The sequence below is a fragment of the Nocardioides sp. genome (assembly GCF_041393715.1).
Taxonomy (GTDB): Bacteria; Actinomycetota; Actinomycetes; order Propionibacteriales; family Nocardioidaceae; genus Nocardioides.
This window is the reverse complement of record NZ_JAWKJQ010000010.1, coordinates 101,940-125,380: the sequence shown is the minus strand read 5'-3', so window position 1 is coordinate 125,380 and position 23,441 is coordinate 101,940. Positions and strand designations below refer to the sequence as shown.

Sequence of the window (23,441 nt, the reverse complement as noted above, 5' to 3'; positions counted from 1 at the left end):
CTGCCGCTGGAGGCCGCCGACCTGTCGGCGTTCGGCCAGGACAACGTCTGGGTGATCATCCTCAAGACGGTGCTGATCTTCTTCGTGCTGGTGCTGCTCACGCTGTTCAACATCTGGCTCGAGCGTCGGGTGGTGGCCCGGATGCAGCACCGCATCGGCCCCAACGTCAACGGCCCCTTCGGCCTGCTGCAGTCGCTCGCCGACGGCGTCAAGCTGGCCCTCAAGGAGGACTTCATCCCCAAGGCCGCCGACAAGGTGGTCTTCGTGCTGGCGCCGGTGCTGTCGGTGGTGCCGGCGTTCGTGACGTTCTCGGTGATCCCCTTCGGTCCCGAGGTCACCATCCCGTTCACCGACATCACCACGCCGCTGCAGCTGACCGACATGCCGGTCGCGGTGCTGTTCGTGATGGCGATCGCCTCGATCGGCATCTACGGCATCGTGCTCGGCGGCTGGTCGTCCGGGTCGACGTACTCCCTGCTCGGCGGGCTGCGGTCCAGCGCGCAGATGATCTCCTACGAGGTCGCCATGGGCCTGGCGCTGGTGGCGGTCTTCCTCTACTCCGGGTCGATGTCGACCTCGCAGATCGTCGCCCAGCAGAACGCCGACGGCTACTTCTGGTTCGGCCTGATGCTCGCACCGTCGTTCATCATCTACATGATCGCGATGGTCGGTGAGACCAACCGCGCGCCGTTCGACCTCCCCGAGGCGGAGGGCGAGCTGGTCGGCGGGTTCCACACCGAGTACTCCAGCCTGAAGTTCGCGCTGTTCTTCCTCGCCGAGTACATCAACATGGCCACGGTCTCCGCGGTCGCGACCACGCTGTTCCTGGGCGGTTGGCACGCGCCGTGGCCGATCATCAACGTGTGGCCCGGCGCTGACGAGGGCTACTGGCCGCTGCTGTGGTTCTTCGGCAAGGTCTTCTTCTTCGTCTTCATCTTCATCTGGCTGCGCGGGACGCTGCCCCGGCTGCGCTACGACCAGTTCATGCACTTCGGCTGGAAGCGGCTGATCCCGATCTCGCTGGTGTGGATCCTCGCGGTGGCGACCATCAAGCTGGTCAAGAACAACGGCGGCTTCGACACCCGGACCATGCTGTTTGCGATCGCGGGGGCGATGGTGCTGTTCCTCGGCGTCGGCCTGTTGGCCGACCGCGGTGGTCGCGACGAGGCGACCGAGGCGGACGCCGAGGCCGACGCCGACGCGTTCAGCGGCGGCTTCCCGGTGCCACCGATGCCCGCCGGCGGCCCGGTCCGCGGTGCGGCCGCCCCGCTGACCTTCGGACCGGAGCCGGATCTGGCCACCACCCCGTCCACTGCGACCTCCGGTGAGGAGAGCTGATGAGTGAGTCACCGTCGCTGAAGGAGCAGTTCTGGGACCCCGTCGCGGGCTTCGGAGTGACCTTCCGGACGATGTTCAGGAAGGTCGTCACCGAGCAGTACCCCTTCGAGAAGGTCCCGACGGCACCTCGGTTCCACGGACGCCACCAGCTCAACCGGTGGCCTGACGGGCTCGAGAAGTGCGTCGGCTGCGAGCTGTGTGCCTGGGCCTGCCCGGCCGACGCGATCTACGTCGAGGGCGCCTCCAACACCGACGACGAGCGGTTCAGCCCGGGGGAGCGCTACGGCCGCGTCTACCAGATCAACTACCTGCGCTGCATCCTGTGTGGCCTGTGCATCGAGGCCTGCCCGACGCGCGCCCTGACGATGACCAACGAGTACGAGCTGGCCGACGACAACCGCGCCGACCTGATCTACGAGAAGCACGACCTGCTGGCGCCGCTGCTGCCGGGCATGGAGCAGCCGCCGCACGCGATGCTGCTCGGCGACGACGAGGGCGACTACTACCGCGGCACGTTCTCGGGCGCCGGTTCTGCCGCCGACGAGGGGGCCGACCGATGACCGCCTTCTGGATCCTCGCGCCGATCATGGTGGTGGCCGCACTGGGCATCCTCTTCGTCCGCAAGGCCGTCCACGCGGCGCTGCTGCTGGCGGTCGTGATGATCAGCCTGGCCATCCTCTACGCCGTCCTCGAGGCGCCCTTCCTCTTCGCGGTGCAGATCATCGTCTACACCGGCGCGATCCTGATGCTGTTCCTGTTCGTGCTGATGCTGGTCGGCGTCGACGCCTCCGACTCGGTCGTCGAGACGATCAAGGGGCAGCGGGTGCTCGCGTTCGTGGGCGGCACGCTGCTGGCGGTGCTGCTGATCACCGGCCTCACCCAGGTCTCCCTGGGTGCGGCCACCGGCCTCGAGGCCGCCAACAGCGACGGCAACGTCCAGGGCCTGGCCAACGTGGTCTTCTCCCACTACGTGTTCGCCTTCGAGGTCACCTCGGCGCTGCTGATCACCGCGGCGGTCGGGGCGATGGTGCTGGCCCACCGCGAGCGGCTGACCCCCAAGGCCACCCAGGCCGACCAGGCCCGGCAGCGGATGCGCGACTACGCCGAGTCGGGCAAGCACCTCGGGCCGCTGCCACCCCCGGGCGTCTTCGCCCGCCACAACGCGGTCGACACCCCGGCGCTGCTGCCCGACGGAAGCCCGGCGGAGTCCTCGGTCTCGCGGGTGCTCGCGGCGCGCGGCACGGTGCGATCCGCACCGGCCGAGGCCCACCACGTCGACGAGATCGAGGCCCAGCTGCACGGCGAGGAAGGGGAGCAGGCATGAACCTCACCGCCTATCTCGTGCTCTCGGCGATCCTGTTCAGCATCGGGGCCGTCGGCGTGCTGACGCGGCGCAACGCGATCGTGGTCTTCATGTGCGTCGAGCTGATGCTCAACGCCAGCAACCTCGCGCTGGTGACCTTCGCGAAGCAGCAGGGCAACCTCGACGGACAGGTCGCCGCCTTCTTCGTGATGGTGGTCGCGGCCGCCGAGGTGGTCGTCGGCCTCGCGATCATCATGACCATCTTCCGGACCCGCCGCTCGGCCTCGGTCGACGACGCCAGCCTGCTGAAGTACTGAAGGACGCGACGTGACACTCACTGCAGCGAATCTCTGGGGGGTCGCCACCGAAGGCGCCCACGAGGTGCCGGTGATCGACCCCGGCGCCGCCTCCGGCGTGTTCAGCCTGATGTGGCTGGTGATCGCGCTGCCGGCGGCCGGCGCCGTGGTGCTGCTGCTCGGCGGAGCGCTGTTCGACAAGGCGGTGTCCCGGTGGGGCCACCTGCTCGGCGTCGCGACGGTGCTTGGCTCGTTTGCGGTCAGCCTGGCGATGTTCGTGGGTCTGCTCGGCCGCGACGAGTCGCAGCGTCAGGTCGGCCAGCACCTCTTCACCTGGTTCGAGGCCGGCCGGCTCAACGTCGGCATGGACCTGCTCTACGACCAGCTCTCCGCACTGTTCCTGCTGCTGATCACCGGAGTCGGGTCGCTGATCCACATCTACTCCGTGGGCTACATGGAGCACGATCCCCGTCGGCGCCGGTTCTTCGGCTACCTCAACCTGTTCGTCGCCGCGATGCTGATCCTCGTGCTCGCCGGCAACTACGTCGGCGTGTTCCTCGGCTGGGAGGGCGTCGGCCTGGCGTCGTACCTCCTCATCGGCTTCTGGCAGCACAAGCCGTCGGCGGCCGCTGCCGCCAAGAAGGCCTTCGTCATCAACCGGGTGGGTGACATCGGGCTGAGCCTGGCGATCGCGCTGATGTTCGCGACCTTCGGCACCACCGCGTTCGCCGCCATCTCCGCGGTCTCCGGCGAGGCCTCCGACGCACGGCTCAACGCGATCGGGCTGCTGCTCCTGCTCGCGGCGTGCGGCAAGTCGGCCCAGGTGCCGCTGCAGGCCTGGCTGCTCGACGCGATGGAGGGCCCGACGCCGGTGTCGGCGCTGATCCACGCGGCGACGATGGTCACCGCCGGCGTCTACCTCGTGGTCCGCTCCAACTTCATCTTCGAGCTGGCGCCCGCGGCCCAGACCGCGGTCGTCATCGTCGGCGCGGTCACGCTGCTGTGGGGCGCCGTCATCGGTTGCGCGAAGGACGACATCAAGAAGGCGCTGGCCGGCTCCACGATGAGCCAGATCGGCTACATGATGCTCGCGGCCGGGCTCGGTGTCGCGGGCTACGCCTTCGCCATCTTCCACCTGCTGACCCACGGCTTCTTCAAGGCCAACATGTTCCTCGGCGCCGGCTCGGTGATGCACGGCATGGACGACGACGTCGACATGCGGCACTACGGCGGGCTGCGCAACGAGATGCGCTTCACGTTCTGGACGTTCCTGTTCGGCTACCTCGCGATCATCGGGTTCCCGGGCACGGCCGGCTACTTCTCCAAGGACAAGATCATCGAGGCGGCGTTCGGGCACAACGTCTGGGTCGGACTGGCTGCCCTGATCGGTGCCGGCATCACCGCGTTCTACATGACCCGCGTGGTGCTGATGACCTTCTTCACCAAGCCCCGGTGGGAGGAGGGCGTGCACCCGCACGAGTCGCCGCTGGTGATGACGGTGCCGCTGATGGTGCTCGGAGCGCTGTCCCTGGTCGGCGGCCTGTTGATGTTCAGCTGGATCGGCGACTGGCTCGGTCCGGTGGTCGGCACGCCGGGCCACGAGGAGCTCCCGATCAGCGTCGCCGCCCTGATGGCGCTCACCCTGCTCGTGGTGGCGGTCGGCGTCGGGATCGCCTGGATGACGGTCGAACGCCGCGAGGTGCCGCGCGAGGCTCCCCAGGACGTCTCGTTCGTGACCCGGGCCGCGCGCGCCGACCTCTACGGTGACGCCATCAACGACACCCTGGTGGTCGGGCCCGGTGCGGCCACGGTCCAGGCGCTCACCGCCATCGACGACGGCCTCGTCGACGGCGCGGTCGAGGGTGGCGCGCTGGCCGTCGGCGGAGCCGGGTCGAGGCTGCGCCGGCTGCAGAACGGCTTCGTCCGCTCCTATGCCCTCACGATCCTCGGTGGCGTCCTGCTCGTCGCCCTGTCCCTGATGGCGGTGACGCTCGCATGAACGGGTTCCCCTGGCTCTCGCTGCTGATCCTGGTGCCGCTGGTCGGCGCCGTGGTCGTGGCGCTGCTGCCCCGGACCTCTCGCGACCTGGTCAAGCAGACCGGCGTCGGCATCTCCCTGGCCACCCTGGCGCTGGCGCTCGGCGCGGCGTCGCAGTACACCCTCGGCGGCGGCATGCAGCTCGAGGAGCAGCACGCGTGGGTCAAGCCGCTGGGCGTCCACTACGCGCTCGGTGTCGACGGCCTCGGCCTGCTGATGGTCCTGCTCACGGCGGTGCTGGTGCCACTGGTGCTGGTCGCGTCGTGGCGCGACGCCGACGAGGGCAGCACCACCTCCTTCGTCGCCTGGGTGCTGGCCCTGGAGGCGCTCTCGATCGCGGTCTTCACCGCGACCGACGTGTTCCTCTTCTACGTCGTCTTCGAGGCTACCCTGATCCCGGCCTACTTCCTGATCGGTGGCTTCGGCCGGCCCGGCCGCAGCCGCGCGGCCGTCAAGTTCCTCGTCTACCAGCTCGCCGGCGGTCTGGTGATGCTGGCCTCGGTCATCGGCCTCTACGTCGTCTCCGCCGACGCCGGCACGCCGACGTACCTCCTCAAGGAGCTCACCGCCCTCGACATCGACCCGACCACGCAGCGCTGGCTGTTCCTCGGCTTCTTCATCGCCTTCGCGATCAAGGCGCCGATGTTCCCGGTGCACACCTGGCTGGCCGACACCACCGAGAAGGCGACCACCGGCACCAGCGTGCTGCTGGTCTGCGTCCTCGACAAGATCGGCACCTTCGGCATGCTGCGGTTCTGCCTCGGTCTGTTCCCGGAGGCCTCGCAGTGGGCGACGCCGGTGGTCGTGGTGCTCGCACTGATCTCGATCGTCTACGGCGCACTGGTCGCGATCGGGCAGGACGACGTGCTGCGGCTGATCGGTCTGACCTCGCTGTCCCACTTCGGCTTCATCGTGCTGGGCATCTTCGTCTTCAGCAGCCAGGGTGGCGCGGGCGCGATCCTCTACATGGTCAACCACGGCATCGGCACCGCGTTGCTGTTCCTGGTGGCGGGCTTCCTGATCCGCCGCAGCGGCACCTCGCTGATCAGCGAGATGCGCGGCATCGAGAAGATCACGCCGATCCTGGCCGGTGTCTTCCTGATCGCCGGCCTGGCCGGTGCCGGGCTGCCCGGCCTGGCGCCGTTCGTGTCCGAGCTGCTGGTCCTCATCTCGGCCTTCCAGCATGCCTGGTGGGCCGGCGCCGTGGCGGTGACGGCGATCGTGCTCGCCGCGATCTACATGCTGTGGATGTACCAACGGACGATGACCGGTCCCACCCCGGTGGCGGTCGAGGGGATGGCCGACCTGGGTCGGCGGGAGGCGAGCGTCGTGACGCCGCTGCTCGTCGGCCTGCTGGTGTTCGGGTTCTATCCCATGCCGTTGCTCAACGTGATCAACCCCTACGTCGAGCAGACGCTGACGCATGTGGGCGTGACCGATGACGCCCCCGCGGTCTCGACGAGCGAAGCCGGCCACGCCGCCGAGGGAGGCCAGGAGTGAACGACTTCACCACCCCCACGATCGAGTACGACCAGCTGTGGCCGCTGCTGGTGGTGTTCGGCGTGGCCTGCCTCGGCCTCCTGGTCGAGGCGTTCCTGCCCCGCGTCTACCGCTACACCGCCCAGGTGACGCTGACGATCGGCGGTCTGGTCGCGGCGCTGATCGGCACCGTGCTGGTCGGAAGAAACCTGAAGGACCTCGGTGACGGCGTGGCCCACGGGTCGCTCACGGCCGAGCAGACCATCGCCGTCGACGGGCCGGCGGTCTTCCTGTGGGGCCTGCTGCTGATCCTCGCCATCGCCGGGGCGATGCTGTTCGCCGAGCGGCAGCTCGAGGGCGGGGTGTCGGCGTTCGCCGGGCAGGCCAGCGCGCTGCCCGGCACCGATGCGGAGCGCGAGGCGTCGACCCGCGGGCTCGAGCACACCGAGGTCTACCCGCTGCTGCTGTTCGCGGTCGGCGGCATGATGCTCTTCGCCGCGGCCAACGACCTGCTGACGCTGTTCGTCGCCCTCGAGGTGCTGTCGCTGCCGCTCTACCTGATGTGCGGCCTGGCCCGACGCCGTCGGCTCCTCTCGCAGGAGGCGGCGATGAAGTACTTCCTGCTCGGCGCCTTCTCCTCCGGCTTCTTCCTGTACGGCGTGGCCCTGGTCTACGGCTTCGCCGGCTCGATGCAGTTCGCCGAGATCAACGAGGCCGTCCGCAACGACGCCGGCAACCAGCTGCTGCTCGCACTCGGGCTCGGCCTGCTGGCCGTCGGGCTGCTCTTCAAGGTCGGCGCGGTGCCGTTCCAGTCGTGGACGCCCGACGTCTACCAGGGCGCTCCCACGCCGGTGACGGCGTTCATGTCCGCGGCCACCAAGGTGGCGGCCTTCGGCGCGCTGCTCCGGCTGTTCTACGTCGCCTTCGGCTCCGACCGCTGGAGCTGGCAGCCGATGCTGTGGATCATCGCCATCCTGAGCATGCTCGTGGGCGTCGTGCTGGCGATCGCCCAGAGCGACGTCAAGCGGATGCTGGCCTACTCCTCGGTGGCGCACACCGGCTTCCTGCTGACCGGCGTCCTGGGCGTGCAGAGTGCCGCGGAGCTCGCCGACGGCCAGGTCACCTCGCTGCAGGCGGTGCTGTTCTACCTCACGACCTATGGCTTCGCGACGCTCGGCGCGTTCGCGGTCGTCTCGCTGGTGCGCGACACGACCGGCGAGGCGACCCTGCTGTCCCGGTGGGCCGGGCTCGGCAAGGAGTCGCCGCTGGTCGCCGGCATCTTCGCGTTCTTCCTGCTGGCGATGGCCGGCATCCCGCTCACCTCCGGGTTCGTCGGGAAGTGGGCCGTGTTCGAGGTGGCCCTGTCGGCGGGCGCCTGGCCGGTCGTGGCGGTGGCCATCCTGAGCAGCATCGTCGCGGCGTTCTTCTACGTCCGCGTGATCTGGCTGATGTACTTCTCCGAGCGCGACAGCGACGCGCCGGCGGTGGCCGACCCGTCGGTCCTCACCGCGGCCGCGATCGCCGTCGCCGTCGTGGCGACGGTGCTGCTGGGCGTGCTGCCCGGCCCGGTGATGGACCTGGCCGGCACCGCAGGAGCCTTCATCAGGTGAGCACCGACGCGGGGGTGACCGGAAGTCCGGGGCTGGCGCTGCCGGTCCTGGACGACGCGCTCGCCACCCGACTGCAGGCCCGGCTCGACCGGGTCGAGGAGGAGCTGGCCGGCCACGTGGTCAGCCGCGCCCCGTTCGTCACCGAGGCGGCCTCCCACCTGCTCGCTGCCGGCGGGAAGCGGGTCCGGCCGCTGCTGGTGCTGCTCGCCGCCGAGTGCGGCGACAACCCCGACAGCGACGAGGTGGTGACCGCCGCGTGTGTCGTCGAGCTCACCCACCTGGCCTCGCTCTACCACGACGACGTGATGGACGAGGCGCTGCTGCGTCGGGGGGCCGACTCCGCCAACGCCCGCTGGGACAACCATGTCGCGATCCTGACCGGCGACTTCCTGTTCTCGAAGTCGTCGGAGCTGACCGCCGAGCTCGGCGCGGCCGCGGTGCGGATCCAGGCCGAGACCTTCACGGCGCTGGTCGAGGGCCAGATCCTGGAGACGCTGAAGCCCGGGCCCGACCAGGACCCGTTGCGGCACTATCTCGACGTCGTCGCCGGCAAGACCGGCTCGCTCATCGCCACCTCCGCCCGCTACGGCGCGATCTTCGGCGGCGCGTCGGCCGACGTGCAGCGCGCCCTGACGTCGTACGGCGAGATCGTGGGCTCCGCCTTCCAGCTCTCCGATGACATCCTCGACGTCGCGTCGGAGTCGGACGAGTCGGGCAAGACGCCCGGCACCGACCTGAAGGAGGGCGTCCCGACGCTGCCGGTGCTGATGGCGCGGGCCTCGACCGACCCCGCCGATGCGCGGCTGCTGGAGCTGCTCGACGCCGACCTGACCGACGACGCGCTGCTCGACGAGACCCTCACCCTGCTCCGCGCGCACCCGGCGATGGATCAGGCGCGCGCCTACGTCATCGACCAGGCCCGTCGGGCCAAGGAGCTCCTCACCGCGCTCCCCGAGGGCTCCGTCCGCGACGCCCTCGAGGCCTTCGCCGACGTGATCGCCGTGCGGTCGGCGTAGCCACAACCCCTCACGCCGCCGACGTCTCCGCCACCAGCCGGAGCTGTCGACGGCGATGCCGCCACGCCTCGACGGTGAACAGGGCGAGCGCGAGCCACACCAGGACGAAGCCCAGCCAGCGGCCCACCGGCATCGCCTCGTGGAACCACCAGACGCCGAGCGCGAACTGGAAGACCGGCGCGAGGTACTGCAGCAGCCCCAGCGTGACCAGCGGGATCCTGGTCGCGGCCGCGCCGAAGCAGATCAGTGGGATCGCCGTCACCAGCCCGGTCGAGGCGAGCAGCAGCGCGTGACCGACGCCCTCTCCCGCGAACGTGGAGTCGCCGTGGGAGATGAGCCAACCGAGGTACGCCGCCGCCACGGGCGCGATCACGACGGTCTCGAACGACAGCGACTCCACGGCGCCGACGCCTGCGACCTTCTTCGCCAGCCCATAGGTCCCGAACGAGCAGGCCAGCACCAGCGCCACCCACGGCACCTGGCCGTAGTCGATGGTCAGCACCCCGACCGCGACCACGGCGACCGCGACGGCCACCCACTGCTCGCGGCGGAGCCGTTCACCGAGCACCACGATGCCCATCAGCACGCTGACCAGGGGGTTGATGAAGTAGCCCAGGCTCGACTCCACCACCCGGTCGTGGTTGACCGCCCAGATGTAGGTCAGCCAGTTGACGCTGATCACGGCGGCGGCGCCGGACAGGATCAGCAACCGTCGGCGGTCGCGCAGGATCGCCGCGAACGCCGCCCGTCGGCGCAGCGCGACCACCAGCAGCCCCATCACCACGGCCGACCACAGCACCCGGTGGGCGAGGATCTCCATGGCGCCCGCGGGCTTCAGCAGCGGCCAGTAGAGTGGGAAGGCGCCCCACATGGTGTAGGCCGCGACGCCGAACAACAGACCACGGCGCGACTCCGACACCGCGCCAGCATAGGGCCGGGCGTGCCGGCGACTGAGGGGGATCCATGACGGCCACCGGATCGGGCACGCTCGCCGCCTCCGTGATCACCGCGGCGCTGGTCGCCGGCCTGACCGCGGGGCCGACCGCCGGCCCGGCGGCGGCCGCCGGCACCGACCCCCTGCCGACCCGCACCGTGGTGTCCAAGGTGGTGAAGAACAAGGGCCACCTGATCTTCAAGGGCAAGGTCGACCCCGGCGACCCGGGCAGAGCCGTCTACGTCCAGCGCAAGAAGTGCCGCAAGTGCGCCTGGAAGTTCTATGCCAAGACCACGACCGATGACACGGTGCACTACAAGCAGGAGATCGCCGTGCCGCGCAAGGGCACGTGGTTCTACCGGGCCAAGGTGCCCGCCTACGGCGGCTACGACGTGTCTCTCAGCGGCGTGTGGAAGGTCTTCCTCGGGTAGTCGCGAAACTCGTCCGGGTCAGATGATTAGAGCCCGTTCGCCCTGGGTAGGGTGACGGCGACAGCACACCGACCTACGGGGGATAACTCGTGAACCGCATCACCACTCTGCTCGTCTCGGCCGCACTGACGGCGCCGGTCGCCCTCGGCCTGGCAGCGCCCGCGCAGGCTGCACCGAGCGAGCTCGGGTCCCGCGCGTCCGCCGCGCCCACGGCCAAGGCGACCCTGACCACCCGGACCATCACGATCAGCGCCGACAACAAGGGCAAGACCGCCTGGGTCTTCGGCAAGGTCTCGGGCACCTACAAGAACAAGACGGTCATCATCAAGAAGCGCAAGTGCGGTTCCAACGGCTGCAAGATGGTGTCCTACAAGACCGTCAAGACCAACTCCAAGAGCAAGTACAAGGCCTACGTCGCCGTGCCCAACAAGGGCAAGGTCGTCTACCAGGCCCGGGTCAAGGCCTCCGGCGGCTTCGAGGCCTCGCTGAGCCCGAAGATCAAGCTCTACTGGATCTGAGCGCCGCCACGATCCACGACCGGGCCCGTCGACCTGAGTGGTCGACGGGCCCGGTCGCGTCGTAGGTCGCGGTACGGTCGGCCGCATGTCGCTCACCTGGCAGGAGGCCCGCGCTCGCTCCCGGATCGTGGGCGCCGTGGCCTACGAGGTGTTCCTCGACCTCACTGACGAGCAGGCCTTCACCAGCCTGACGACGATCCGCTTCGAGTCCCGCGAGTCGGGCGCGACGACGTTCCTCGAGCTCGCCGACGCGGAGGACGTCAGGATCTGGCGGGACGGCGTCGAGCGCGAGGCCACCTACGTCGACGACAGGATCGTGCTCTCGGACCTCCGCCGGACCAACGAGGTCCGCATCAGCGCGCGGCTGCCCTACGTCGGTGACGGCGAGGGGATGCACACCATGGTGGATGTGGCCGACGGGGAGCGCTACACCTCGGCGCTCTGCGGGATGGACGTCGCCCAGCGGGTGTTCGCGTGCTTCGACCAACCCGACCTCAAGGCGACCGTCGCCCTCTCGGTCGCGGCGCCGTCGCACTGGACGGTGCTCGCCAACGGGCGCGTCCGCGAGCGAACCGGACATGGCGACCACGACCGCTGGACGTTCTCGGCGACCCCGAGGATCCCGCCGTACCTCTTCGTGCTCTGTGGCGGGCCGTGGTACTCCCACACCTGGGAGCGCTCGGTCCGCACCGGCGACGGCGAGCGCGAGGCGACGTTCGGCTGGCACGTGCGGGGCTCGCAGGCCGCACTGCTCGACCGCGACTCCGCCGAGCTGCGTCGCCTCACCGACGACTGCTTCGACCACTACCAACGCGTCTTCACCGAGCCCTATCCGTTCGATGACTACCACCAGGTGTTCGTCGCCGGACTCACCTGGGGGGCGATGGAGATGCCTGGAGCGGTCACGTTCCACGAGCTGTTCCTGCCGCGAGGGGAGCCGACGCCCCGCGAGTCCCTGGCCCGCGCGGAGGTGATCGCGCACGAGATGGCCCACATGTGGTTCGGGGACCTGGTGACGATGCGCTGGTGGGAGGACTCGTGGCTCAACGAGTCCTTCGCCGACTACATGGGCTACGCCGTCGGCCATGCCGTGGGCCATGACGCGACGTGGGTCGACCTTGCGCTCGCTCGCAAGCCGACGGCCTACCGTGCAGACCGACGACGCTCGACCCACCCGGTGGCCCCGGACGCCGCCGACGTCGTCGACGTGGACACGGCGCTCGGGAACTTCGACATGATCACCTACGCGAAGGGCAACGCGGTGCTGCGCCAGCTGGTGACCTGGCTGGGCGAGGACACGGTCGCGGCGGGGTCCGATCGCTATCTCACTGCGCATCGGTTCGACAACGCCGACCTCGCCGACTACCTGGACGCGCTCGACGGGGTGACCGACCGGGACGTGCGCGGCTGGGCCGACGGGTGGCTGCGCACCACCGGCTTCGACGTCATCGAGGCCACGGTCGACGCCGCCGGGGTCCCCGTGCTGACCCGGCTCGGCAGCCGCCCGCACCGCCTCGGCGTCACGGCCTTCGACCATCGGCCCCGCACGGTGGCGCACCGGACGGTCGACCTCGAGTCCGACCCCGTGCGACTCACCGACTGGTCGGGGCTGCTGGTGGTGCCCAACACCGCGGAGGACACCTACGCCCTCGTCCGCCTCGACTCGGCGACGGAGGAGGCCGTCGCCTCCCATCTCTCGTCGGTCGCGGACCCGCTCGCCCGCGCGATGCTCTGGGCGCACGAGCTCGAACGGTGCGAGTCCGGCGACCTGTCGGTCCCGAGGCTGCGCGACCTCGTCGAGCGCCATCTGGGCGGCGAGCGCCATCCGATCGTGTTCGTCGGCGTCGAGGAGCACGTGGTGCGGTGGATCGCCCAGCGGTTCGCCGACCCGGACCAGCACGCCGACCTGCTGGCCGCCGTCTCGGAGGCGGCCGACCGGGTGGTCTCCGCCCCGACCCTGTCGAGGGACGCGACCCGGGTGCTCATCGGGACCAGCCCCGACCTGGGTCGGCTGCGCGGCTGGCTCACCTCGGGCCGCGCCGACACCGGCGTCGACCTCGACCCAGCCCTGCGCTGGGACCTGGTGCGTCGGCTGGTCGCCGGGGGCGACGACCCCTCCCTCGTCGACGAGGAGCTGCAGCGGGACCGGTCCACCGACGGACAGCTAGCGGGGCTGCGGGCTCGGGCGGCGTCGCCCACCGACGAGGCCAAGCGGTGGGCCTGGACGATGCTGCTGACCGCTGACCTGTCCGGTCGGGAGTTCCAGGCGCTCGGCCGTGGCCTGTTCCATCCCGGTCACCACGCCCTCGTCACCGACTACCTGTGGGGCTACCTCGAGGCCGGCCCCGGCTGGGTCGCCGGACACGGACAGGGGTTCGCGCGGACGATCGCCGACATCTTCCCGTGGCTCCCCCTGCCCGACGCCGTGGTGGCGGACTTCCGTGCGGCCCTGGCGGACACCCTGGCCGGCTCCGTGCCGACACTCCTGCGCCGACGCTGGGCCGACGCGCTCGACGACCTCGACGCCGTCCTGACGGTGCGTGGGCTGCGCCCCGGCGGCTGAGGGGGCCTCAGACCACGGTCCAGGTGTCGCTGCCGGTGATCAGCGACGCGAGCTGAGCCTCGCGGGCCTGGTCGACCAGCGCCTCCGCGGTCGTGACCTGGGCGCGCGCCTGGTCGTCGTACGTCGGCCGCTCGACCTGGCGGAAGATGCCGATCGGCGCCTGGTGGAGGTGGCCGGCGTCGGTGAGGCGGGAGATCGCGAAGGCGGTGCTCGGGTCGGGCTGGTAGGCGTCGTGGACCAACAGGGACTCCTCGCCGACCTCGGCGACCTCGGCGATCTTGACGCCGCCACCGGCGGCGTCGCGGATCAGCCCCTTGCCGCCGTCCTTGCCGAACCGGATCGGCTCGCCGTGGACCAACGGGATGATGGCGTCCTCGGTGTCGCGGCCCTTGACGGCGTCGAAGGCGCCGTCGTTGAAGATCGGGCAGTTCTGGTAGATCTCGACGAAGGACGTCCCCCGGTGCGCCGCGGCGGCGGACAGCACGCCGGTGAGGTGCTTGCGGTCGGAGTCGATGGTGCGCGCCACGAAGGAGCCCTCGGCGCCCAGCGCCAGCGAGACCGGGTTGAACGGATGGTCGATCGAGCCGACCGGCGTGGACTTGGTGACCTTGCCCGGCTCGGACGTGGGGGAGTACTGGCCCTTGGTGAGGCCGTAGATCCGGTTGTTGAACAGCAGGATCGTCATGTTGATGTTGCGGCGCAGCGCATGGATCAGGTGGTTGCCGCCGATCGAGAGCGCATCGCCGTCGCCGGTCACGACCCAGACCGAGAGGTCCTCCCGGGCGGTGGCGATGCCGGTCGCGATCGCCGGCGCCCGTCCGTGGATGGAGTGCATCCCGTAGGTGTCGAGGTAGTAGGGGAACCGCGAGGAGCAGCCGATGCCGGAGATGAAGACGATGTTCTCGCGGCGCAGTCCCAGATCGGGCAGGAAGCTCTGCACCGCCTTGAGCACGGCGTAGTCGCCGCAGCCCGGGCACCAGCGGACCTCCTGGTCGGAGGTGAAGTCCTTGCCGGTCTGGGCCGGCTGGTCCTCCGCGAGCCGGGGCACCCGCTCGATGCCGGAGTGGAGGCCGGGGAAGGGCAGGTCGGTGCTGGTCACGACAGCGCCCCCTCGGACTGGATCTGGCGGCCGTGGGCCTCGCGGGTGTGGTCCTCGGTGCCGGTCAGGTCGACCCGGACACCCTCGGACTGGGAGACCAGCTCGGCGATCGCCTCGGCGAGCTCACCGGCCTTGATGGGAAGTCCCTGCACGCGGTTGTAGCCGATCACGTCGACGAGGTAGCGGGCACGCAGCAGCATCGCCAGCTGGCCGAGGTTCATCTCCGGGACGAGCACCTTGTCGTAGCGGGCCAGCACGTCGCCCAGGTCTGCGGGGAACGGGTTGAGGTGGCGCAGGTGTGCCTGCGCCACGGCGAACCCCGCGCGCCGCACCCGTCGTACGCCGGCTCCGATGGGGCCGTAGGTCGAGCCCCAGCCGAGCACCAGCACCTTGGCCTCGCCTGCGCCGGGGGCTCCGGACGGGTCGTCGACCTCGATCGGCGGCAGGGACGCGGCGATCCGGTCGACCTTGGCCTGCCGGCTGCGCACCATGAAGTCGTGGTTGGCGGGGTCGTAGGAGATGTTGCCGTTGCCGTCGGCCTTCTCCAGGCCGCCGATGCGATGCTCGAGCCCCGGCGTGCCGGGAATCGCCCAGGGCCGCGCCAGGGTGGCCTCGTCACGGAGGTAGGGCCAGAACTCCTCCGACCCGTCCTCGTCACGCTGGTTGGTCCGGGTGGCGAACCCAGGGTCGATGGTCGGCAGCTCGTCGAGCTCGGGGATGCGCCACGGCTCCGAGCCGTTGGCGAGGTAGCCGTCGGAGAGCAGCATCACCGGGGTGCGGTAGGTCACCGCGATCCGGGCCGCCTCGAGGGCCGTCTGGAAGCAGTCTCCCGGCGAGCGGGGAGCCACGATCGGCACCGGAGCCTCGCCGTTGCGGCCGAACATCGCCTGCAGCAGGTCGGCCTGTTCGGTCTTGGTCGGCAGTCCGGTCGAGGGGCCTCCGCGCTGCACGTCGACCACCAGCAGCGGGAGCTCGGTCATCACCGCGAGACCGATGGTCTCCGACTTCAGCGCGATGCCCGGCCCGGAGGTCGTGGTCACTCCGAGGTGACCCGCGAAGCTGGCCCCGAGCGCGGCGCCGATGCCGGCGATCTCGTCCTCGGCCTGGAAGGTCGTCACCCCGAACGACTTGTGCTTGCTCAGCTCGTGGAGCACGTCGGAGGCCGGAGTGATCGGGTAGGAGCCGAGGAAGACCGGCAGCCCGGACTGCACGCCGGCGGCGACCAGACCGTAGGCCAGCGCCAGGTTGCCGGTGATGTTGCGGTAGGTGCCCGGCGGCATCGTCGCGGGCTTGATCTCGTAGGAGACGGCGAACGCCTCGGTCGTCTCGCCGAAGTTCCATCCCGCCGTGAAGGCGGTGATGTTGGCGTCGCGGATGTCGGGGACCTTCGCGAAGCGCCGGCTGAGGAAGTCGACGGTGGTCTCGACCGGACGGCCGTACATCCACGAGACCAGGCCGAGCGCGAACATGTTCTTGGCCCGGCCGGCGTCCTTGCGGGAGAGCCCGAACTCCTTCACCGCCTCCACGGTCATCCCGGTGAGGTCGACCGGATGCACGAGATAGGAATCGAGCGAGTCGTCGTCGAGGGGGTTCCCGGAGTAGCCCGCCTTGGCGAGGTTGCGGTCGGTGAAGTCGTGCGTGTCGACGATGACCGTCGCGCCCGGGGGCAGGTCGCCCAGGTTGGCGCGCAGCGCGGCCGGGTTCATGGCCACCAGCACGTCGGGCGCGTCGCCCGGCGTCAGGATGTCGTGGTCGGCGAAGTGCACCTGGAACGAGGACACCCCCGGCAGGGTGCCTTGCGGGGCGCGGATCTCGGCCGGGAAGTTGGGCAGCGTGGACAGGTCGTTGCCGAAGGCCGCCGACTGCTGGGTGAAGCGGTCACCGGTCAGCTGCATCCCGTCGCCGGAGTCACCTGCGAACCTGATGATGACGCGGTCGAGCTGCTTGACCTGCTTGGTCACCTTTCGCCTGCCTTCTCGTCGCCGGGCGGGCGGGGTTCGTCCCGGCGACGACCGCCCCAGCGACCACCCACGATAGCCCTGCGGCCGGCCGCACCCCAGCCTGCGCCGGCCTCCGGACGCTCGGCGTGGCGTGACGCCGGTCACGCATCCTGCGGCCGGACGGTCGTGCGCCCGGCCGGCGGGTGGCTACGCCGCCGCGACGGCCTTGGGCGAGGGGCCGTACTGGTTGTCGCCGGGCGTCCCGTCCATCAGGTAGAAGACCCACAGCACCAGAGCACCGAACGGGACCAGGCCGAGGAGCAGCCACCATCCGGACCGGTCGGTGTCGTGCAGCCGGCGGATGCTCACCGCGATGGTGGGCACGATGGTGCCGATGCCGATGATCGCGAGGAGGATGCCGCCGAGGGTGTGCGACATGCCGTAGACGATGCCGGCCACGATCTCGGCGAGCACGAGGGCCAGCACCCAGAACCAGTACTCCCGCCGACGGGCGCGGCCCTCGAAGCCGACGTACTGGTTCAGGACGGATGAGACTGCTTCACCGAAGGACATGTCGACTCCTGTCGTGGGACCGCCAGCAGCGTATCGAGCGGAAGGGGTGCGGTCTCGCTCCGGCGCATGGTGCCGCCGCGCGTGTCGAGTGCCTAGGGTGAGGGTCATGGACATGTTGCGCGGCGAACGGATCGGTGAGGCAGGGCTGGCCGACTGGCGCAAGCTGGCCCAGGGGCTGCACGCTCGCTATCTCACTCCCGGCTTCGGCGCGGGGGCGCGGTTCGTGGCCGCGGTGGCGGAGGCGGGTGACGAGCTCGGCCACCATCCGCGGGTGTCGATCGGGCGTGGCCACGTCGACCTCGAGCTGGTCACCGACGAGGCCGTCTTTCGCGACGACGACGGCACCGAGTACATCGTCGAGTGGGTCACCCAGCAAGACGTCGACCTCGCGCGCCGGATCACCGAGATCGCCGCCGGCCACGCCCTCGATGCCGATCCCGCGTCGGTCAGCGAGATCGAGCTCGGGCTCGACACCGCGGCGTCGGCGACCATCGCGCCCGTGTGGGCCGCCCTGCTGACGGGGAGCGCGGAGTCGCAGGGTCGCGGGACGCCCAGCGACGAGGTCCGCGATGCGACCGGCCGGGTGCCCAACCTCTGGTTCGGAGACGCCGACACGTCGGGGACCGCGCGGGAGCGGTTCCATGTGGAGGTCTATGTGCCGCCGGAGGTGGTCGAGCAGCGGGTCGCCGCGGCCGTCGCGGCGGGCGGCACCGTCGTCGACGACAGCAACAGCCCCGGCCTCACCGTGATCGCCGACCAGGAGGGCAACCGGGGAGTCGTCTGCGCCGACGTGTCCGCTGCCGGCTGATCGGCGGTCGGTCAGCGGTAGTTGGTGAACTGCACCGCGAAGTCGTAGTCCTGCTCCTTGACCAGCGCGATCACGGCTTGGAGGTCGTCGCGCTTCTTGCTCGAGACGCGCAGCTCGTCGCCCTGGATCTGTGTCTTCACGCCCTTGGGGCCCTTGTCGCGGATCAGCTTGGCGATCTTCTTGGCGTTCTCGGAGCTGATGCCCTCCTTGAGGGCGACGCCGATCTTCGACTGCTGACCCGACTGCCGGGGCTCGGAGGCGTCGAGGATCTTCAGGCTCTGACCGCGCTTGATGAGCTTCTGCTGGAAGACGTCGAGGACGGCCCGGGCCCGGTCGTCGGCGGAGGCGGAGATCTCGATGGCCTCCTCGCCCTGCCAGGCGATGGTGGCGCCGGTGCCCTTGAAGTCGAAGCGGGTGGCGACCTCACGGGCCGCCTGCCCGAGGGCGTTGTCGACCTCCTGGCGGTCGATCTTGCTGACGATGTCGAAAGACGAGTCGGCCATGGCGTGCGCCTCCTGGGTGCGGTGGTGCGGGTCTCGCGGGGGCCCGCCTCGGTTTTCGTCGTGCCAGCGGGCTCGGCTATTGTTTCCTCTTGCTCCGCCGGGCTCAAACCCGGGGGACGCGCCGGCAGGTTGCCCGAGCGGCCAATGGGAGCGGACTGTAAATCCGTCGCGAAAGCTTCGAAGGTTCGAATCCTTCACCTGCCACGCGCGCGAAGGGCGGGCCCGGCCTCGGGTCCGCCCTTCGGCGTTCCTCACGCTTCCGTCGTGGCCCGGCCCCGCCGGCGTACGTCGCGGCGCTGGCCGAGGTGCTCCAGCCAGCCGACCAGGACCTGGTGCAGCGCGTCGGCGCCGACCACCATCCCGTCGGGGGCGGGCAGCTCGGCCGGCCAGACCAGCATGGCGCGGTCCTGCCAGCCGCCCAGTCCCCCGTGACAGCTGACCAGTCCCTCGAAGGCGGCCACCTCGCCCATCTCGTCGATGATGCTGTTGACGTAGATGTCCGGGGCCTCGGGCATGGTGGCCGCGCGGAGCACGAACTCCGCCGCCTGGTCGCCGTACGCCGCCAGCGGGTCCTCGCCGGTGATGACGCCGTCCCGCACCCGGTGCTCTCCGCCGGGGCCGAGCGCCACCGGTCCGTGCTCCTCGGTGGCGACCACGACGAAGCCGATCCCCGGATGCGCCACCAGGCCGGGGACCAGGGCGGGGTAGCGGTCGCTCAGCTCCTGCAGGGTCAGCCGGTGCGACTCGCCCGCGACGTAGACCAGCCCGAGGTTGCCGGAGCCGAAGACCAGGAACGGCTCGCCCTCGCCGCCCTCGCCGGCGGTTTCCTCGGTGGCGGCCGCCTGGTCGCTCTCCGCGAAGGTGCGCTCGGCGAGCCGGGCGCTGCTGCGCGCCAGGGCCCGGCCCAGGACCGTGTCGTCGCTGCTCGACGACGCCAGCATCGAGTGCAGGGCGCCGGAGCCCTCGGTGTTCTCGCTCGCGTCGACCACGGCGGTGTCGGCGAGCCGGGCGACGAGCGTCGCCAGGTCCTCGTCGTAGCGCTCGGCGAAGATCGTGCCCTGCGACTGGCCGTGGTCGCTGAGCACCACCAGGTGGTAGCGCCGCGGCGCGACCTGCGCCACCGCCTCGAGCCGCGCCAGCACCTCGTCGATCGCGGTCAGGGCCTCGAGCGACTCCGGCCGCAGCGTCCCGGCATGGTGAGCGATCGCGTCGTAGTCGACGTAGTCGACGTAGACCGAGCGGCGCCCCTTGAGCATCGCGTCGGCGACCAGCGACGTGTTCAGGTCCCGGAGTACGCCGGCCAGCGCGGCACGCTCGCCGACGAAGCCCCAGCCTCGGTGGACGCGGGGCCGGATGTCGCGGCGGATGGCGCGTCTCGACTGGAACCGCTCGCGCGCCATCTCGCCGACCATTCGCGGGATCGCGCGGGCCAGACCGTTGGGGCTGGCGAGGAAACCGGCCAGGGTGAGCCGGGTCTCCCGTGTCTCCTGGGTCCGCTGGACCGCGCTCATCGTGGCGTAGGCCGTGGGCGCGTCGCCGGTGAACAGGTTGCTGACCGACACCCCGTCGTCGGCCAGCAGGCCGGTGCCGTCGGAGTGCCGCGCCTCGATCAGCGCGGCGTCGGCGGGCTTGTTGGCGACATAGACCTTGCCCTCGTCGCGGTCGACCCACCGGAAGGCGGGGATGCCGTCGATGGTGCCGTGCAGGATGCCCATCTGGCTGGCGGGCGTGGTGGCGGGCAGCTTGGGTCGCCACTCCGCCATCTGGTGCGAGCCGCTGCGGATCCACCGGGACAGGGTGGGTAGGGTCCCGGCCCGCACGCTCCAGTCGAGGACCGGGTAGGGCACGCCGTCCATCTGGACGAACACCACGCCGGGGACGTCCGGGTCGGCGACGGAGACCGGTCGGCGCTTCGCCCGGCGCAGCAGCTGGGCCGTGACGGCGTCCTCGGTGCCGGCCGTGGCGACCCACGAGAACGCCATGCCGACCGCGGCCACGACCCAGGAGGCGAGCACCGCGCCGAGCACGCTGCTGATCCGGGTGTCCTCGAGGTCGAGGGTGGCCAGCCAGATGATCGTGGCCTGTCCGAAGAGGCCGACCAGCGCCGCCCCCGCCCACCCGAAGAACACCGACAGCCGCACCAGCACGGGGCGCAGCAGGAAGCCCCAGACCGCCACGTTGACGGCCACCACGAAGGCCTGCACCGGACCGTCGACGCTGAAGCTCGGCACCAGCCACGACGCGACGAGCAGGCCGAGGGCAGCACCGACCAGCCCGAGGAGCGCGCGGACGACGTCGCCGGCGCGGAACACCAGCCAGCGCCGGGGGCGCGGGTCGCTCATGGCGGCAAGATACCGGGTCTCGGGGCGGCGCCGTGGGGTGCGAGAATCGCGTCCGTGCTCGAGTCCCAGGGTGTGGCCACGCGCCGACGTGTCCGCTCGTGGGCCGTCCGCCAGCTGCGTGCACCGCTGGCCCCCACCGTGGGCGCCCTGCTGTTCGCGTGGGCGTCGCTGACCCCGTCGCTGCTGCCGCTCGGCCCGGTCTTCCAGGGCCTGGTGACGGCCGTGTCGGCGGCGCTGGGCTACGGCGTCGGCGCGCTGGCCGGCTGGATGCTGCGCAGCAGTGGCGTCCGTCTCGACGCGGGGCCGGCCCGCCGGCGTACCTGGCGGGTGGTCGGGGTGGCCGGCGCGTTGGGGACGGCGGTCGCGCTGGTGCTCTCGCACCGCTGGGACGACCAGCTGCGCGACGACGTCGGGGTCGCGCGCGACGGGCTCGGTGCCGACCTGCAGATGCTGCTGCTGCTCGCCGTCCTGTTCGTGATCCTGCTGCTGGTCGCCCGCGGGCTCAAGGCCGCGGGGCGCTGGGTGGCACGGCAGATCGAGCGGGTGCTCCCGGAGCGGGTGGCGCTGGTCGCCGGTGGCCTGCTGGTGACCTGGCTGGTGTGGGCCGTGGTGACCGGTCCACTCAGCGGGGGAGTGGTCGGCACGCTCGACGCGACCTTCGCGGCCGTCAACGACGAGTACAGCACCGCCGAGCTGGCGCCGACCGGGGCGACCGTGTCCGGTGGCCCGCGGTCCGGCGAGAGCTGGGCCGAGCTGGGCCGGCAGGGCCGGGTCTTCATCGCCAACACCCCGACGGCCGAGGACATCGCCGCCTTCACCGGGGGGGCTGCCGAGCAGCCGGTGCGCGCCTACGTCGGCGCCGCGGACGGCCTCGACCTCGCCGACCTTGCCGACCAGGCGCAGCGCGCGGTCGACGAGCTGGAGCGGACCGGCGGTTTCGACCGGGCGGTCCTCAACGTCGTCACCGGCACCGGCCGCGGCTGGGTCAACGAGAACCAGGCGCAGGCGCTGGAGTACCTCTGGGCCGGCGACACGGCCACCGTCAGCATGCAGTACTCCTACCTCCCGAGCTGGATGTCCTTCCTGGTCGACGGCGACCGCGCCCAGGACGCCGGCCGGCTGCTCTTCGACGCGGTCTACGCGCACTGGAGCACCCTGCCGGCCGACCAGCGGCCCCTGCTCGTGGTCAGCGGCGAGAGCCTCGGCACCTTCGGCGGGGAGGCCGCGTTCAGCGGGGCCCAGGACCTCGCCAACCGCACCGACGGCGCGCTCTTCGTCGGGCCACCCAACGGCAACCGCCTGTGGAGCCGGTTCACGGCCGAGCGTGACGCCGGTACGCCGGAGGTGCTGCCGGTCTACGACGGCGGTCGCACGGTCCGCTTCGCCGACCAGCCCTCCGACTGGACCTCCCTCGGCGAGTGGACGGCGCCGCGGGTCGGCTACCTCCAGCACGCCAACGACCCGATCACCTGGTGGGACTGGTCGCTGGCCCTGGAGAAGCCCGACTGGCTCAGCGAGCCGCGCGGGCGTGACGTCAGCGACCACACCCGCTGGTTCCCGGTGGTGACCATGCTCCAGGTGGCGGCCGACCAGATGGTCGCCAACGCCGTCCCGGCCGGCCAGGGGCACGAGTTCGGCCAGGAGCCGGCCCGGGCGTGGGCCGCGATCCTGCCTCCCTCGGGCTGGTCGGCCGAGGACACCGAGCGGCTGGTCACCCAGATGCAGGAGCTGGCGCCGAGCCGGGTCGAGTAGGCCCGGCTCAGCCCGGCACAATGACGGGCATGACCGACACCACCATCGACTGGCGCGCCTCCGGGGACTACACCGACATCGTCTACGAGACGACGTCCGACGGCATCGCCAAGATCACGATCAACCGGCCCGAGGTGCACAACGCCTTCCGGCCGCAGACGCTGATCGAGGTGTCGGACGCGCTGATGGTCGCCCGGGAGGACGAGTCGGTCGGGGTCATCATCCTCACCGGCGCGGGTGACAAGGCGTTCTGCTCCGGCGGCGACCAGCGGGTGCGCGGCGACTCCGGCTACAAGACCGACGAGGCGGCCACCGGCCGCTTCCACGTGACCGACCTGCACGTCGCGATGCGACGCTGCCCCAAGCCGATCATCGCCATGGTCGCCGGCTGGGCGATCGGGGGCGGCCACGTGCTGCACCTGGTCTGCGACCTCACCATCGCCGCCGCCAACGCCCGCTTCGGCCAGGTCGGCCCGAAGGTCGGGTCGTTCGACGGCGGCTACGGCGCCTCGATCCTCTCCGACCTGGTGGGACCCAAGAAGGCCAAGGAGATCTGGATGCTCTGCCGGCAGTACGACGCCGAGCAGGCCCTCGAAATGGGGCTGGTCAACACCGTGGTGCCGCTGGCCGACCTGGAGGCCGAGACCGTCAGGTGGTGTCGCGAGATGCTGGCGCTCTCCCCGTGGGCGCTGCGGCTCTCGAAGCTGTCGTTCCACGCCCACGAGGACGGCTATGCCGGCATCCAGCAGCTGGCCCACGACGCCAACCTGCTGTTCTACGGACAGGCGGAGGCCCAGGAGGGTCGCGAGGCGTTCAAGGCCAAGCGCACCCCCGACTTCACCCAGTTCCCCCGGCGCGCGTGACCCTGGGGCGATAGTCCGCTACGCAAAGCACCAGTT

Annotated in this window: 20 protein-coding genes and 1 tRNA gene; 15 read left to right on the top strand and 6 right to left on the bottom strand. The window is 70.8% G+C overall.

Annotated elements, in window-relative coordinates:
- Positions 1 to 6 precede the first annotated feature (6 nt).
- The 8 genes from nuoH (at position 7) to R2740_RS15770 (ending at position 9,079) form a co-directional block, all read left to right on the top strand.
- Entirely contained in the window at positions 7 to 1,338 is a 1,332-nt protein-coding gene (gene nuoH, locus R2740_RS15805; RefSeq protein WP_371303663.1) for an NADH-quinone oxidoreductase subunit NuoH, read from the top strand.
- Complete coding sequence (gene nuoI, locus R2740_RS15800) at positions 1,338 to 1,898, top strand: NADH-quinone oxidoreductase subunit NuoI (protein ID WP_371303649.1); 561 nt, start codon at positions 1,338 to 1,340, stop codon at positions 1,896 to 1,898. Before nuoH ends, nuoI begins: the two co-directional genes overlap by 1 nt.
- A complete protein-coding gene (locus tag R2740_RS15795; protein WP_371303648.1) occupies positions 1,895 to 2,662 on the top strand; it encodes an NADH-quinone oxidoreductase subunit J in 768 nt (255 codons plus the stop codon). The genes nuoI and R2740_RS15795 overlap by 4 nt, the downstream gene beginning before the upstream one ends.
- On the top strand, positions 2,659 to 2,958 hold the full coding sequence (nuoK, locus tag R2740_RS15790; protein WP_371303647.1) for an NADH-quinone oxidoreductase subunit NuoK: 300 nt from the start codon (positions 2,659 to 2,661) through the stop codon (positions 2,956 to 2,958). The genes R2740_RS15795 and nuoK overlap by 4 nt, the downstream gene beginning before the upstream one ends.
- A gap of 109 nt (positions 2,959 to 3,067) precedes the next feature.
- The gene (nuoL, locus tag R2740_RS15785; RefSeq protein WP_371303662.1) at positions 3,068 to 4,936 is read left to right on the top strand and encodes an NADH-quinone oxidoreductase subunit L; all 1,869 of its coding nucleotides are present in this window, start codon (positions 3,068 to 3,070) and stop codon (positions 4,934 to 4,936) included.
- Positions 4,933 to 6,474 carry an NADH-quinone oxidoreductase subunit M gene (locus tag R2740_RS15780; RefSeq protein WP_371303646.1) on the top strand — a complete coding sequence of 514 codons (1,542 nt, stop codon included), beginning with the start codon at positions 4,933 to 4,935 and terminating at the stop codon, positions 6,472 to 6,474. The genes nuoL and R2740_RS15780 overlap by 4 nt, the downstream gene beginning before the upstream one ends.
- The gene (nuoN, locus tag R2740_RS15775) at positions 6,471 to 8,063 is read left to right on the top strand and encodes an NADH-quinone oxidoreductase subunit NuoN (RefSeq protein WP_371303645.1); all 1,593 of its coding nucleotides are present in this window, start codon (positions 6,471 to 6,473) and stop codon (positions 8,061 to 8,063) included. Before R2740_RS15780 ends, nuoN begins: the two co-directional genes overlap by 4 nt.
- A complete protein-coding gene (locus R2740_RS15770) occupies positions 8,060 to 9,079 on the top strand; it encodes a polyprenyl synthetase family protein (RefSeq protein WP_371303644.1) in 1,020 nt (339 codons plus the stop codon). The genes nuoN and R2740_RS15770 overlap by 4 nt, the downstream gene beginning before the upstream one ends.
- A 10-nt stretch (positions 9,080 to 9,089) precedes the next feature.
- Here the strand turns inward: R2740_RS15770 and rarD are convergent, their stop codons facing one another.
- Positions 9,090 to 9,998: an EamA family transporter RarD gene (gene rarD, locus R2740_RS15765; protein WP_371303643.1), complete on the bottom strand. Its 909-nt coding sequence runs from the start codon at positions 9,996 to 9,998 to the stop codon at positions 9,090 to 9,092.
- Positions 9,999 to 10,042: 44 nt separating this feature from the next.
- Between rarD and R2740_RS15760 the strand changes: the two genes are divergently transcribed.
- The 3 genes from R2740_RS15760 to pepN all read left to right on the top strand — a co-directional run bounded on the left by R2740_RS15760 (position 10,043) and on the right by pepN (position 13,525).
- Entirely contained in the window at positions 10,043 to 10,444 is a 402-nt protein-coding gene (locus R2740_RS15760) for a hypothetical protein (protein ID WP_371303642.1), read from the top strand.
- A gap of 89 nt (positions 10,445 to 10,533) precedes the next feature.
- Positions 10,534 to 10,962: a hypothetical protein gene (locus R2740_RS15755; protein WP_371303641.1), complete on the top strand. Its 429-nt coding sequence runs from the start codon at positions 10,534 to 10,536 to the stop codon at positions 10,960 to 10,962.
- Between the two features lie 85 nt (positions 10,963 to 11,047).
- A complete protein-coding gene (gene pepN, locus R2740_RS15750) occupies positions 11,048 to 13,525 on the top strand; it encodes an aminopeptidase N (protein WP_371303640.1) in 2,478 nt (825 codons plus the stop codon).
- Between the two features lie 7 nt (positions 13,526 to 13,532).
- Here the strand turns inward: pepN and R2740_RS15745 are convergent, their stop codons facing one another.
- From R2740_RS15745 to R2740_RS15735, 3 genes are all read right to left on the bottom strand, one after another.
- Positions 13,533 to 14,624, bottom strand: coding sequence for a 2-oxoacid:ferredoxin oxidoreductase subunit beta (locus tag R2740_RS15745; RefSeq protein ID WP_371303639.1), 1,092 nt, complete (start codon positions 14,622 to 14,624; stop codon positions 13,533 to 13,535).
- Positions 14,621 to 16,585 (bottom strand): 2-oxoacid:acceptor oxidoreductase subunit alpha, encoded by a 1,965-nt coding sequence (locus R2740_RS15740; RefSeq protein ID WP_371303638.1) that lies wholly within the window; start codon positions 16,583 to 16,585, stop codon positions 14,621 to 14,623. Before R2740_RS15740 ends, R2740_RS15745 begins: the two co-directional genes overlap by 4 nt.
- A 186-nt stretch (positions 16,586 to 16,771) precedes the next feature.
- Positions 16,772 to 17,137 (bottom strand): DUF805 domain-containing protein, encoded by a 366-nt coding sequence (locus R2740_RS15735; protein ID WP_371303637.1) that lies wholly within the window; start codon positions 17,135 to 17,137, stop codon positions 16,772 to 16,774.
- A gap of 106 nt (positions 17,138 to 17,243) precedes the next feature.
- On the opposite strand from R2740_RS15735, the gene R2740_RS15730 reads away from it, so the two are divergent.
- The gene (locus R2740_RS15730) at positions 17,244 to 17,945 is read left to right on the top strand and encodes a 4a-hydroxytetrahydrobiopterin dehydratase (protein WP_371303636.1); all 702 of its coding nucleotides are present in this window, start codon (positions 17,244 to 17,246) and stop codon (positions 17,943 to 17,945) included.
- Between the two features lie 11 nt (positions 17,946 to 17,956).
- On the opposite strand, the gene R2740_RS15725 is transcribed toward R2740_RS15730, so the two are convergent.
- The gene (locus R2740_RS15725; protein WP_371303635.1) at positions 17,957 to 18,448 is read right to left on the bottom strand and encodes a YajQ family cyclic di-GMP-binding protein; all 492 of its coding nucleotides are present in this window, start codon (positions 18,446 to 18,448) and stop codon (positions 17,957 to 17,959) included.
- 123 nt (positions 18,449 to 18,571) lie between these two features.
- Between R2740_RS15725 and R2740_RS15720 the strand changes: the two genes are divergently transcribed.
- Positions 18,572 to 18,652 (top strand) — tRNA-Tyr (locus R2740_RS15720).
- A 47-nt stretch (positions 18,653 to 18,699) separates the two neighbouring features.
- Here the strand turns inward: R2740_RS15720 and R2740_RS15715 are convergent.
- On the bottom strand, positions 18,700 to 20,790 hold the full coding sequence (locus tag R2740_RS15715; RefSeq protein ID WP_371303634.1) for an alkaline phosphatase family protein: 2,091 nt from the start codon (positions 20,788 to 20,790) through the stop codon (positions 18,700 to 18,702).
- Positions 20,791 to 20,844: 54 nt separating this feature from the next.
- Between R2740_RS15715 and R2740_RS15710 the strand changes: the two genes are divergently transcribed.
- The gene (locus R2740_RS15710) at positions 20,845 to 22,542 is read left to right on the top strand and encodes an alpha/beta hydrolase (protein WP_371303633.1); all 1,698 of its coding nucleotides are present in this window, start codon (positions 20,845 to 20,847) and stop codon (positions 22,540 to 22,542) included.
- A gap of 29 nt (positions 22,543 to 22,571) precedes the next feature.
- The gene (gene menB / locus R2740_RS15705; protein WP_371303632.1) at positions 22,572 to 23,405 is read left to right on the top strand and encodes a 1,4-dihydroxy-2-naphthoyl-CoA synthase; all 834 of its coding nucleotides are present in this window, start codon (positions 22,572 to 22,574) and stop codon (positions 23,403 to 23,405) included.
- The last annotated feature ends 36 nt before the right edge of the window (positions 23,406 to 23,441 follow it).